Consider the following 11,913-nt stretch of genomic DNA (forward strand, 5'->3'; position numbering starts at 1 on the left):
TCGATCTGGCCCAGGACTACGCCAAGCGCGGCATGTCGGCCTACGTCGAGAAGGTCCAGGAGCCGGAATTCGCTGCCCGCGACCGTGGCTACACCTTCGTGTCGCACCAGCAGGAAGTTGGTACTGGCTACTTCGACGACGTCACCACCGTGATCCAGGGTGGCAAGTCCAGCGTTACCGCGCTGACCGGCTCGACCGAAGAAGAACAGTTCCACTAAGAACGCACCGCTTAAACTTGCTGCCCCACCCGGCAGCAACAAGGCCGGCTCCCACAAGGGGCTGGCCTTTTTCATTTTCAGCCTTTTTATCCGGTTGACCGCAACCGTAGGAAGTGCAGCGCTAGCATTTCCCAACCCCGCCGCTTCAGCGCAGTTCCCAGTAGCTCTCCCGGCTGTAGGTTTCCTTGAGCAGATCGATGAACAGCCGGACCCGCAGCGGCAGATGCCGGCGTTGCGGGAAGACGGTGTAGATGCCCATCGGCGGGGCCTGCCAGGCGTCAAGCACCGAAGTCAGCGTGCCCTCTTTCAAATCCTGCCCGACCTCCCACAGTGAGCGCCAGGCCAGGCCACGCCCGGCCAGTGCCCATTCGTGCAGCACGGCGCCGTCGTTGCATTCGAAGCTGCCGCCGACCTTGATGGTGTCGACCTGCCCACTTTCCGGATCGCGAAAGACCCAGCCGCGCTGCTGACCGAGCGACAGGCATTGGTGGTTGGCCAGATCGGCCGGCTGGCGCGGCACACCGTGGGCAACCAGATAAGCCGGGCTGGCGACGACCATCCGGCGCATCTCGCCGAGGCGAACGCTGATCAGGCTGGAATCGGTCAATTCGCCGATGCGGATGGCGCAGTCGATGTTTTCATTGACCAGATCGACGAGGCGATCGCTGAGGTTCAGATTGACCCGGACTTCCGGGTTGGCCAGCATGAAATCGCCGACCAGCGGTGCGACGTGCCGCCGCCCGAAACCGGACGGCGCCGAAACACGCAATTGACCGCTCGCCCGCACACTGCCGAGCGACACCGCCGCCTCGGCGTTGGCCAGATCGTTGAGCGTCTTCTGGCAATCTTCCAGAAAGGCCTGGCCTTCGAAAGTGATGGTCAGCTTGCGCGTCGTGCGCAGCAATAACTTGACGCCCAGGCGCGCTTCCAGCGCATCGAGCCGACGGCCGATGATGGCCGGCGTGACCCCCTCGACCCGCGCTGCAGCGGAAAGACTGCCCCGAGTAGCGGCCGAAACGAAGGCTTCGATCTGTTTTAGGCGGTTCATTTCATACTTTAAGTAAAAGATGAATTGATTCTATCCGCCTTTCAAGTCTTATAGAAGAGTCATAGAATTCGCTGCAGCGCAACATCCATTCATCCTTTACTCAGGAGTTCCTCATGGCCCTCAATCTGCCGCAAGGCGTGCAAATCACCGGTCCGATCAAGCCGGGTTACGAATCCATCCTCACCTTCGAAGCCCTCGAGCTGGTCGCCAAGCTGCACCGCGCCTGCGAAGCCCGTCGCCAGGAGCTGCTCAAGGCCCGCGTCGAGCGCCAGGCGCGCATCGATGCCGGCGAAATGCCCGACTTCCTGCCGGAAACCGCCCACATCCGCGCCGGCGACTGGAAGGTCGCCCCGGTGCCGCCGGCCCTGCACTGCCGCCGCGTCGAAATCACCGGCCCGGTCGAAGCCAAGATGATCATCAACGCCTTCAACTCCGGCGCCGATTCCTACATGACCGACTTCGAGGATTCGAACTCCCCGAACTGGGACAACCAGATCCAGGGTCAGATCAACCTCTACAAGGCGATCCGCCGCGAACTCTCGTTCAAGGGCGAGAACGGCAAGGAATACAAGCTGAACGACAAGATCGCCACCCTGCAGATCCGTCCGCGCGGCTGGCACCTTGATGAAAAGCACGTGCTGGTCGACGGCCAGCGCGTCGGCGGCGGCATCTTCGACTTCGCCGTCGTCTTCTTCCACAACGCCAAGGAACAGATCGCCCGCGGCGCCGGCCCCTTCTTCTACCTGCCGAAGATGGAAAGCCACCTCGAAGCCCGTCTGTGGAACGACATCTTCGTCATGGCCCAGGACCACATCGGCCTGCCGCAAGGGACCATCAAGGCCACCGTGCTGGTCGAAACCATCCTCGCCACTTTCGAGATGGAAGAAATCCTCTACGAACTGCGCAACCACTCGGCTGGCCTCAACGCCGGTCGTTGGGACTACATCTTCTCCTGCATCAAGAAGTTCAAGAAGAACAAGAACTTCTGCCTGGCCCAACGCGGCGCCATCACCATGGAAGTGCCGTTCATGCGCTCCTACGCGCTGGCCCTGGTCCAGGCCTGCCACAAGCGCGGCGCCCCGGCCATGGGCGGCATGTCGGCCCTGATCCCGATCAAGAACGACCCGGTCGCCAACGAAAAGGCCCTGGCCGGCATCCGCCACGACAAGACCCGCGACGCCAACGACGGCTACGACGGCGGCTGGGTGGCCCACCCGGGTCTCGTGCCGATCGCCATGGAAGAGTTCGTCAAGGTCCTCGGCGACAAGCCGAACCAGTTCGGCAAGCCGGTCGAAGGCCAATTCGGCCCGGCCCAGTGGCTGGACTTCCAGCCGGAACAGCCGATCACCGAAGCCGGCCTGCGCAACAACATCAACGTCGGCATCCACTATCTGGGTAGCTGGCTGGCCGGCAACGGCTGCGTGCCCATCCACAACCTGATGGAAGACGCCGCCACCGCCGAAATCTCCCGCTCGCAAGTCTGGCAGTGGGTGGTTTCACCGAAGGGCATCCTCGACGACGGCCGCAAGGTCACCGAAGCGATGGTCCGCCCGATGATCGCCGAAGAACTGGCCAAGGTGAAAGCCACGGTCACCGCCCAGGGCGAAGACACGGCAACCTACGACCAGGCCGCGGTCATCTTCGACAAGATGTCGCTGACCCCGGACTACCCGGAATTCCTGACCCTGCCGCTGTACGAAGCGATGGAATAAGGAACATCAGGCTGGAGCAAGACCGAAGCGCCGGGGCAACCCGGCGCTTTTTTATTGCTCCCGCGCCAACCCAGCGATTGCTACGGTCGACCGAAAAAAACGGGCAAAACCATGGCCCGGCGCCGGATTTTCAATTTCAATACTTTTAGTCAAAAATCAAGTGACAAATTGCCACCTATTGCTGACCAGAAAGACGCAATAGACTGCCCATCTCCGTCTTCAAGGACCGCATCATGCTCGGTGCCCTGACCCAATTACTGCTCTTCCAGCTGGCCGGCGAAGTTCTCGCCCGCTCGCTTAATCTGCCCATCCCCGGCCCGGTCATCGGCATGCTCATGCTCTTCGCCGCGCTCGTGCTGCGCGGCGGCCCCGGCGAAGAATTGCAGTCGACCAGCCAGAACCTGCTGCAACACCTCTCGCTGCTCTTCGTCCCGGCCGGCACCGGCATCATGATCCATCTCCACCGGGTCTCCGACGAATGGCTGCCGCTGCTCGTTTCGCTGCTGGTCAGCACGCTGGCCACCCTGGTCGTCACGGCGCTGGTCATGAAGCTCTGCCAACGCTCGCCGGCCGCCTCGGGAGAAACGCCATGACCCAGGAAATCGGCCAGATCTGGGTTTACCTCTCGGCCTCGCCACTGCTCGGGCTGACCATCACGCTGCTCGCCTATCAGGCCGCTTTCGCGCTCTACCGGCGCTCCGGCAACAATCCGCTGGCCAACCCGGTGCTCATCGCCGTTTTCATTTTGGTGCTGTTTTTGACGTTGACCGTAACATCGTATGAAACCTACTTCGCCGGCGCCCAGTTCGTCCATTTCCTGCTCGGCCCGGCCACCGTTGCACTCGCCGTCCCGCTCTACACGCAGTTCAGGCGCGTCCGCTCGATGTGGCTGCCGGTGCTCGCCGGGCTGCTCGCCGGCAGCCTGACCGCCATCGTCTCGGCCGTGCTGGTCGGCCGCCTGCTCGGCGCCAGCGCCTCAACCCAGCTGTCGCTCGCCCCCAAGTCGGTGACGACGCCGATTGCCATGGGCATCGCCGAACGGATCGGCGGCATCCCCTCGCTGACCGCCGTGCTGGTCATTATTACCGGCATCCTCGGCGCGGTCGCGGGGCGTTTCGTCTTCGACACCATCAAGGTGCGCGATCCGGCCATTCGCGGCTTCGCCATCGGCATCGCCTCGCACGGCATCGGCACGGCCCGCGCCTTCCAGGTCAACGAGCAGAGCGGCGCCTTCGCCGCGCTGGCCATGGGCATGAACGGCGCCCTGACCGCCCTGATCGTGCCCTGGATTGCCACTTATCTGATCAACATAGGGTAAGTACCTATGGCCGATGCCACCGGGGCAGCGAAGAATTTGACCATGCTCATGCGTGCCCCTTCCGCCCCCCCGAAACACACCCGCCTTTGGCTCGCTCCCTACATCGCCATCGGTGTTTTTGCCCTGGCCATGCTGGTCATCACCGGACTGCTCCAGTGGCGCGAACTGGCCACCGCGCGCTCGGCCCTGGAGGGCGACATGCACTGGGCAGAACGGACCATCGAAAGCCGTTTGCACACGCATCTCGACTTTCTTGCCGCGCTCGGCCGCGAGCAGGAATTCAAACAGCTCGACTACGAATCCTTTCAGGTCAAAGCCAGTCGCTATGTGCGTGAAACCCCGGAAATCCAGGCGATTGTCTGGGTGAATATCGATGGCAAGGTCGAATGGGTCGCCCCCAACGAAGCGATTGCCGTCTTTGTCGGCGAACAGCTGACGGGCGAGCGCCTGGCCGCTCTCCAGGAAGCCCTGCGTGTCCGCCGCGAGGTGGTTTCGCCGGATTACCGGGACGCCACCGAGCACCCGGCACACGACATCATCCAGCCGGTCCAGCGGGGCAGCGCCGATCTCGGCGCCTTTATCGCCCTGCAATCGCTCGAAACGCTGCTGCGTACCACCCTGCCCACCGCATTCACCGCCCGTTACAGCCTGACCGTCGTCGATGCGCAGAACCGCGAGGTCTTGAGCAACTCGTCGGTCAAGCCGACTGATCGCCAGGTTTCCGGTCAGATCAGCCTCGATTTGCCCAACAACCGCCTCGGCCTCAATATCGTCGCCTACCGCGTTGGCGGGGCCTGGCTGCCCTTCGTCCCGGCCGCACTGATTATCGTGCTGACCCTGATCGCCTCGGTCACGCTCATCCAGCTCCGCCGGCATGCCCGGCATCGCGCCGAAACCGAGGAAGAACTGCGCACCGCCTACGCCTTCCGCCAGGCCATGTCCAACTCGCTGATCACCGGCCTGCGCGCCATCGACCTCGAAGGCCGGATCACCTTCGTCAACGCCGCCTTCTGCCGGATGACCGGCTTCAATGAAAGTGAACTGACCGGCATCAAGCCGCCCTACCCCTACTGGCCGAACGAGGAATTTGCCAAGCTGGAACAGAACATCGAGACCGCCCTGGCCGGCAAGGCACCGGCCAGCGGCTTCGAGATGCGCATCATGCGCAAGAGCGGCGAGCGCTTCGATGTCCGTCTCTACTTTTCGCCGCTGATCGGCACCGATGGCCAGCAAATCGGCTGGATGGCCTCGATGAATGACATCACCGAACCGAAGCGCGTGCGCGTCGAACTCGAACGCGCCCATGAGCGCTTCGCCACGGTTATCGACGGGCTCGACTCGGCGGTGCATGTCGCCGACGTGCAGACCGGCGAAATCCTTTTTGCCAACCGCGCCTTCCAGAATATTTTCGGCTTCGATGCGGTCGGCCAGAACTCGGCGCAAATCACCGCCGCCTGCCAGCCGCCCAATGAGCAACTGGCCCGCGACCCGCAGCACATCGGCGCCGATGAGCTACCCTGCGAACTGTTCGACGGCGAACTCCAGCACGCCCTGTCCGGCCACTGGTATCACCTGCACGAACGCGCCATCCGCTGGGTGGACGGGCGCACCGTGCGCGTCCAGATCGGCGCCGACATCACCGACCGCAAGCATATCGACGAGGTCAACCTGCAACAGCAAAAGCGCCTCGAACAAACCTCGCGCCTGATCACCATGGGCGAAATGGCCTCGTCGCTGGCCCATGAGCTGAACCAGCCGCTGTCGGCCATCGCCAACTACTGCGCCGGCTGCGTCAAGCGCATGCAGGCCGGCAACTATCGCATCGATGACATCCTCGCCGCCATGCAGAAAGCCTCCGACCAGGCCGAGCGGGCCGGCAAGATCATCCGCCGCATGCGCGACATGGTGAAGAAGGGCGACCCCAACCGCCAACCGATCGGGCTCGACGAACTGGTCGACGAAACCCGCGCCTTTGCCGACATCGACGCCCAGCGCACCGGCACACAGATCATCGTCGACCTGCCGGAAAATTTGCCGAAAATCGTCGTCGACCGCATCATGATCGAACAGGTGCTGCTCAACCTGTTCAAAAACGGCATTGAGGCGATGAGCGACATGCCGGCCGAACGGCGGCGGCTGACCCTGCAGGCCGAACAGGTCGATGAACGCATGCTGGAAATCACCGTCGCTGACCAGGGGCATGGCCTGGCCGAAGAAGACAGCGAAAAGATTTTCGCCCCCTTCTATACGACCAAGGCCGAGGGCATGGGCATCGGCCTGGCCATCTGCCGCTCGATCATCGAGTTTCACCAGGGACGGCTGTGGGTCGAGCCGCGGCGCGAGGGGGGGAGCGTGTTCCACTTCACCGTACCGATCGAAGCGTTAGACGAGGACAGCAATGAATGATCTGACCCAGACAATTTACGTCGTCGATGACGACGAGGCCATGCGCGACTCGATGACCTGGCTGCTCGAAGGCGAGGGCTACGTCGTGGCCTGCTTCGACTCGGCCGAGAGTTTCCTCAAGGCGCGCCGCGACGACATGCGCGGCTGCCTGATTCTCGATGTGCGAATGCCGGAAATGAGCGGCCTTGAACTACACGAAAAACTCGACACCCTTGGCTCCGAATTGCCGGTCATCTTCGTTACCGGCCACGGCGACGTGCCGATGGCCGTCTCGGCGCTGCAGCGCGGTGCCTGCGATTTCATCGAAAAGCCCTTCCACAACGAGGATCTGCTCTCGCGCATCGTCCGCGCCCTTGAACTGGACGCCCAGCTATGGGCGCGTCGCCAGCGCAACGGGGCAATCAGCCACCGCCTCGATCAGCTGACCCAACGCGAAAGCGAAGTGATGAAACTGGTCGTCGCCGGCAAGCTCAACAAGCAGATCGCCGACGAACTCAACATCAGCATGAAAACCGTCGAAGCCCACCGGGCTCGGGTCATGGAGAAAATGGGCGTGCGCACCCTGGCCGAACTGGTCAAGGCCGTGGTGACGGTTAATTGAAAATCATCAAATAAGCCATCCATGAGCAGCCACTCCCTCCCCTTCAAGGGGAGGGTTGGGGTGGGGATGGGTAAGGCTGAAAACGGAATCCCTTGCTTTCAGACCCATCCCCCTGATGAAGCTACTAAGCAACCGACTAAGCCGCCAAATAACGGCGGCCAAGTCTCTGCTTATCCCAACCTCCCCCTTGTCCCAAGGGATACCGGCCCTGTGGGCCATAAAGGGGAGGAGAAAATCCCACTGCTCAAAGCGGGATAATGTCGTCGCCGCCGGTGCCGAAGTGGCCTTCGTAGTGCTTGAGCTGGCGAACTTCCTTGCGGCGCAGCAGCTTTTCCTGAACCTTGGGCGGCAGGTCGGTGAACAGGATCAGATCCTTGGCGATCAGCAGTTCGATGGTGTCTTCGATGACCCGGACGAAATCGCGGTCGAGTTCATCGAGTTCGTTCTGCCGCCAGCGTTCGTGGATGAACTGCAGGACTTCGGGATGATCGGCCGGCAAGGCTTCGCTGGCATCGCCGAGGGGCATCGGATGCGCTTCGCAAATGTTGCCCTTGCTATCTCTTGCCACGTAAAGCATGCCCATTCCTCTCTCGGTTGATCGACGCAGTCTGCATGAGCTGATCGTGATTGGCAATTGATCGCAGCCGTAAAAGCGCGCGATCAGTAGTTCCTGACCGGCGCCTTGATCGGCATTTTCGGCGTCCCGAAATAAGTTGCCGGCGGCGCCTTGAAGCCGCCCGCCTTGCCGCCGTCCTTGCCTTTCTGGTCGGCCACGATCGTCGCCGACTGCTCCTTCGGCTTCTTGCGGCTGGCCGTAATTTCCATCGTCACCGCCCGCGCCGGCATCGGCCGATCCATTTCGGCGCGCACAATGCGCACCCGTTCGCTGGCGATGCGCTTATCGATGAGATTCGTGGACATCTGCCGTTCGACGAGTTTTTCGCGCATGTTGAGCAGCGCTTCGAGTTCCTTCGAGCTGCGCATCGAACGCACCGGCGCCCCCCATTTTTCCTTGGGCTGGCTGACCGCGATATTGAACTCTTCCGGATTGCTCACCATGCGCGCCAGCTCCAGCCGGTCGTGGCGCATCGCCCAGTCCAGCGCGCCGTCGCCCCAGTCGTTCTTCGATGCCCGGTCGGCGCCCTTTTCGATCAGCTTGCGGGCCAAGCCCTGATGGCCTTCATACACCGCCATCATGAGCACGCTGGAGCCGTTGGTGCTCTGGGCATTGATGTCGGCCCCCTGCTCGATCAGAAAATCGGCCACCTCGCCGTGCCCGGCGAACACCGCGTAATGCAGTGCCGACCAACTGCGTTTCGGTGCATTGATGCGCGCCCCGCGTTCGAGCAGCCACTTGACCATTTCCAGATTGCCGCGCCAGGCGGCCAGCGCCATGGCCGATTCGCCATTCGAATTCAGTTTATTGATGTCGGCACCGCGCGACAGGAACAGACGCATCAGATCCGGCTTGCCCTCCCAGGCGCCGATCATCAGGCCCGAGCCGATCCGGCTGCCCATGAAATCGGGCGGCAGGCCGGCATCGAGCCAGCTTTCTGCCTGACTGACATCACCGAGCTCCATGCTGACGGTGAAGCGCACCGGGTCGGGTAAGGCGTCGGCCGAAAAAACCGGCCGCCCAGCCAACAGCAACAACCCCATCGCGCTTATCATGGCAAGCCGTCGTTTTACAGTTCGTCTCATTGCGTTTCCATTGCCTCTGGCCAGCCCCCATTTTCTCATGACCCGGATCGATTACCGGCTTTTTGCCGCGCTGGCGCTGTCGCTCTTGCTACATCTCTTGCCGCTGCTGCCGGATTTCAATTTTGGCCAAAAATTCCGGTCGACCGTAGCACCGCTGACCGCCGAACTGCGCCCGCCCCCGGCAGCCGCGATGCCACCGCTGAGCCTGCCGGAGCAGCCAAAACCGGCCAATGAGCCTGCGCCCAAGCCCCTCAAGCCGGCGTTGTCAAAGCCGGCCGAAAAAGCCGCGCGCGCCGTTCGCCAAACCTGGACCCAGACCGTCCGCGAACACCTCAAAAAACTCGACAAGGCCGGCCAGTTCTACCCGGCCGAAGCCATCGCCCGAGGTCTTGAAGGCGAAGTCCTCGTCCTTATCATCATCGATGAAACCGGCACGGTCAGCGCCGCCCGCGTCGAACAAGGTAGCGGCCAGCCGATGCTCGACGACGCCGCCCTGCGCGCCGTCCGTTCGCTGCAATCGCTGCCGGCCGACGCCCCACGCCAGGTCGTCCTGCCGGTACGCTTCCGGTTGCGTTGATCGAAAATCCCTGGTCGATCCTGGCGCGCCAGCAGGGCTAGAATAAGAAAAAAATAGAAGCGAATCATTCAATACGCCGACCAATAACCCTTATCGCGGGAGCGTTACAACATGTCTCAGTTCAACAATCTTAAGATCTCGACCAAAATGCATGCCGTGACGGCGTTGATATTGGTCGGGCTCATTTCCCTCTGTGTCGCAGCCTTGTTTCAACTCAAGCAGTCGATGATTGAAGACCGCATGGCCAAGATTCGCAACCTGGTCGAATACGCCCACACCCAGATGGCTTTCTACGATGAGCAGGTCAAGGCCGGGAAGATGTCGCTCGAAGAAGCCCAGGGACAAGCCAAAAACGCCTTGCGCAAGGCCCGTTACGACGAGAAGGAATATTTCTGGATCAACGACTTCCACCCGACAAGTATCATGCATCCGATCAAACCGGAACTGGAAGGCAAGGATCAGACCGATAACCGCGACCCGAACGGCAAGCAACTCTACGTTGAGTTCGTCAAGGTCGTCAAAGCCCAGGGCGCCGGTTTTGTCGATTACATGTGGTCGCGCCAAGGGGAGAGCAAACCGGTCGCCAAGCTGTCCTACGTAAAGGGGTTTGCGCCTTGGGGGTGGATTATCGGCACCGGCATCTATATTGACGATGTTGACACGGCTTTCCGCGAGAATGCCCTGTTCCTGGGCGGCTTTTCGCTCGCCCTGCTGGTCACGCTAATTGTCGTCAGCAGCCTGATCCAGCGCAGCATCATCGGCCAGCTGGGTGGTGAGCCAGCCAGCGCTGTCGCTATCATGCAACGCGTCGCCGGCGGCGACCTGACCGTGACCGCCCCGAACGCCGCCAAGGGTAGCCTGCTCGGCGCGTTGAACGAAATGGTGGGCGCACTTCGCAACCTGATTAGTGAAGTCAATTCCGGTGCCGTGGCTGTTGTGCATAATGCCGAGCAAATTCGCCACGCCTCCAGCGAGGTGGCGAGTGCGGCCGAACATCAGTCTGACGCCACCTCCGCCATGGCAGCGGCAATCGAGGAGTTGACCGTCAGCTCGAATCACATTTCGGACAGTGCCCGCGAAACCTCAGCCGAAACCCGCGATGCCGTGCGACTCTCCGGCGAAGGCACCGGGCGCGTCAGCCAGGCGGCCGATGCCATTCAGCAGCTATCCGGCACGATTTCGGACGTCTCGGGCCGCATCCACACGCTGGAGGACCGCGCCAATCAAATTTCGTCCATCGCCAACGTCATCAAGGATATTGCTGGCCAGACTAATCTTCTCGCCCTCAACGCCGCCATCGAGGCCGCCCGCGCCGGCGAGCAAGGGCGTGGCTTTGCCGTCGTGGCCGACGAAGTCCGGAAACTGGCCGAACGTACCTCGCTGGCCACGACCGAAATCGAAACGATGATCAGCGCCATCCAGGCTGACACGGCCGGCGCCGTCGAGGCCATGAATGCGGCCCTGCCCGAGGTTGAGCAGGGTGTCACGCTGGCCATCTCCGCCTCCGAATCGCTGCGCACCATCGAAGCAGGAGCCCGGCGCACGCTGGACCGTGTCGGCGAAGTAGCCGACGCCACCCAGGAACAAAGCACGGCGAGTACCTCGATCGCCCAGCGTGTCGAGCAGATTGCCAACATGGTCGAGGAAACTACGGCAACCATCCGCGGCACAACGGCCTCTGCCCATGAACTGGAAACCATCGCCAATAACCTCAAGGCGATGATCGGCCGCTTCCGGGTTTGAGCGAAACGCCGGGAGGATGAATTGCCGGTCGGCAACGAGATCGACAAGCCGATTGACAGGCCATCCTCCCTCTCACGATAATCGCACCCCTCTGCGGGAGAGAGAGCAGTGGATTTCCACGCTCCGCCGAAGGCGCAAACTCCCATAATCGCTCAGGCATACCGAACCGCAGAGATGATTCGCCGGCTGGAGAGAAGTTCCGAGCAGTGCAGCGCTTGGCAACTCACCGAAGGGGCAAGCCCGTGCAGGGCTGAAACTCTCAGGTAAAAGGACAGGGGGAGAGGCGTCGCAGAAGCACGCCCTGCGTCTTCTGAACTTTGATGGAACACCTCCTGATGCTAGACAGTCTCGCCCACGTTTTTCAGCCCCTCGCCACCAAGCAATTTGACCTGCTTCTCGTGGTTTATCTCGTCGCCATCACGGCCGAAGCCATGTCCGGCGCGCTGTCGGCGGGGCGCCGCAACATGGACATCTTTGGCGTCGCGGTGATCGCCTTTGTCACCGCGCTGGGTGGCGGCACCATTCGCGATGTCATCCTCGGCCATTACCCCATCGGCTGGACGCAACATCCTGAATACGTCTATCTGGT

11 protein-coding genes, 1 pseudogene and 1 riboswitch are annotated in these 11,913 nt (G+C 61.9%); of the genes and pseudogenes, 9 read left to right on the forward strand and 3 right to left on the reverse strand.

Annotated features, from left to right (window positions below):
- Positions 1-218: pseudogene (locus ADADOO_RS12620) on the forward strand (isocitrate lyase); the annotation flags it as partial.
- Between the two features lie 145 nt (positions 219-363).
- Here the strand turns inward: ADADOO_RS12620 and ADADOO_RS12625 are convergent.
- The gene (locus ADADOO_RS12625; RefSeq protein WP_511277857.1) at positions 364-1,266 is read right to left on the reverse strand and encodes a LysR family transcriptional regulator; all 903 of its coding nucleotides are present in this window, start codon (positions 1,264-1,266) and stop codon (positions 364-366) included.
- A 113-nt stretch (positions 1,267-1,379) separates the two neighbouring features.
- Here ADADOO_RS12625 and aceB point away from each other — a divergent pair, with 113 nt between their 5' ends.
- From aceB to ADADOO_RS12650, 5 genes are all read left to right on the forward strand, one after another.
- Positions 1,380-2,978: a malate synthase A gene (gene aceB, locus ADADOO_RS12630; RefSeq protein ID WP_511277858.1), complete on the forward strand. Its 1,599-nt coding sequence runs from the start codon at positions 1,380-1,382 to the stop codon at positions 2,976-2,978.
- Between the two features lie 233 nt (positions 2,979-3,211).
- Entirely contained in the window at positions 3,212-3,571 is a 360-nt protein-coding gene (locus tag ADADOO_RS12635) for a CidA/LrgA family protein (protein WP_511277859.1), read from the forward strand.
- Positions 3,568-4,296, forward strand: coding sequence for an LrgB family protein (locus tag ADADOO_RS12640; protein ID WP_511277860.1), 729 nt, complete (start codon positions 3,568-3,570; stop codon positions 4,294-4,296). The genes ADADOO_RS12635 and ADADOO_RS12640 overlap by 4 nt, the downstream gene beginning before the upstream one ends.
- 6 nt (positions 4,297-4,302) lie before the next feature.
- The gene (locus ADADOO_RS12645) at positions 4,303-6,702 is read left to right on the forward strand and encodes a PAS domain S-box protein (RefSeq protein WP_511277861.1); all 2,400 of its coding nucleotides are present in this window, start codon (positions 4,303-4,305) and stop codon (positions 6,700-6,702) included.
- The gene (locus ADADOO_RS12650; RefSeq protein ID WP_511277862.1) at positions 6,695-7,303 is read left to right on the forward strand and encodes a response regulator transcription factor; all 609 of its coding nucleotides are present in this window, start codon (positions 6,695-6,697) and stop codon (positions 7,301-7,303) included. Before ADADOO_RS12645 ends, ADADOO_RS12650 begins: the two co-directional genes overlap by 8 nt.
- A gap of 244 nt (positions 7,304-7,547) precedes the next feature.
- Here the strand turns inward: ADADOO_RS12650 and ADADOO_RS12655 are convergent, their stop codons facing one another.
- Together ADADOO_RS12655 and ADADOO_RS12660 are read right to left on the reverse strand one after the other, a co-directional pair.
- A complete protein-coding gene (locus ADADOO_RS12655) occupies positions 7,548-7,886 on the reverse strand; it encodes a hypothetical protein (RefSeq protein WP_511277863.1) in 339 nt (112 codons plus the stop codon).
- Between the two features lie 77 nt (positions 7,887-7,963).
- Positions 7,964-8,962 carry an ankyrin repeat domain-containing protein gene (locus ADADOO_RS12660; RefSeq protein WP_511277864.1) on the reverse strand — a complete coding sequence of 333 codons (999 nt, stop codon included), beginning with the start codon at positions 8,960-8,962 and terminating at the stop codon, positions 7,964-7,966.
- 79 nt (positions 8,963-9,041) lie between these two features.
- Here ADADOO_RS12660 and ADADOO_RS12665 point away from each other — a divergent pair, with 79 nt between their 5' ends.
- The 3 genes from ADADOO_RS12665 to ADADOO_RS12675 form a co-directional block, all read left to right on the forward strand.
- Positions 9,042-9,581, forward strand: a complete 540-nt coding sequence (locus ADADOO_RS12665; protein WP_511277865.1) for an energy transducer TonB — start codon at positions 9,042-9,044, stop codon at positions 9,579-9,581.
- Positions 9,582-9,692: 111 nt separating this feature from the next.
- Positions 9,693-11,324, forward strand: coding sequence for a methyl-accepting chemotaxis protein (locus ADADOO_RS12670; protein ID WP_511277866.1), 1,632 nt, complete (start codon positions 9,693-9,695; stop codon positions 11,322-11,324).
- A gap of 84 nt (positions 11,325-11,408) precedes the next feature.
- A riboswitch (glycine riboswitch) is annotated at positions 11,409-11,503 on the forward strand.
- A 156-nt stretch (positions 11,504-11,659) separates the two neighbouring features.
- Positions 11,660-11,913 (forward strand): trimeric intracellular cation channel family protein (locus tag ADADOO_RS12675; protein WP_511277867.1); only part of this gene is annotated, 254 nt, incomplete at its 3' end.

Origin of the sequence: Azonexus sp. (assembly GCF_036170495.1) — a bacterium.
GTDB lineage: Bacteria > Pseudomonadota > Gammaproteobacteria > Burkholderiales > Rhodocyclaceae > Azonexus.

What these genes read in the sequence shown, in the direction of transcription:
- ADADOO_RS12635 (WP_511277859.1), top strand. Translation starts at nt 3,212, where the DNA reads ATGCTCGGTGCCCTGACCCAATTACTGCTCTTCCAGCTGGCCGGCGAA.
- ADADOO_RS12625 (WP_511277857.1), bottom strand. Translation starts at nt 1,266, where the DNA reads ATGAACCGCCTAAAACAGATCGAAGCCTTCGTTTCGGCCGCTACTCGG.
- ADADOO_RS12640 (WP_511277860.1), top strand. Translation starts at nt 3,568, where the DNA reads ATGACCCAGGAAATCGGCCAGATCTGGGTTTACCTCTCGGCCTCGCCA.
- ADADOO_RS12645 (WP_511277861.1), top strand. Translation starts at nt 4,303, where the DNA reads ATGGCCGATGCCACCGGGGCAGCGAAGAATTTGACCATGCTCATGCGT.
- ADADOO_RS12665 (WP_511277865.1), top strand. Translation starts at nt 9,042, where the DNA reads ATGACCCGGATCGATTACCGGCTTTTTGCCGCGCTGGCGCTGTCGCTC.
- ADADOO_RS12670 (WP_511277866.1), top strand. Translation starts at nt 9,693, where the DNA reads ATGTCTCAGTTCAACAATCTTAAGATCTCGACCAAAATGCATGCCGTG.
- ADADOO_RS12655 (WP_511277863.1), bottom strand. Translation starts at nt 7,886, where the DNA reads ATGGGCATGCTTTACGTGGCAAGAGATAGCAAGGGCAACATTTGCGAA.
- ADADOO_RS12660 (WP_511277864.1), bottom strand. Translation starts at nt 8,962, where the DNA reads ATGGGGTTGTTGCTGTTGGCTGGGCGGCCGGTTTTTTCGGCCGACGCC.
- aceB (WP_511277858.1), top strand. Translation starts at nt 1,380, where the DNA reads ATGGCCCTCAATCTGCCGCAAGGCGTGCAAATCACCGGTCCGATCAAG.
- ADADOO_RS12650 (WP_511277862.1), top strand. Translation starts at nt 6,695, where the DNA reads ATGAATGATCTGACCCAGACAATTTACGTCGTCGATGACGACGAGGCC.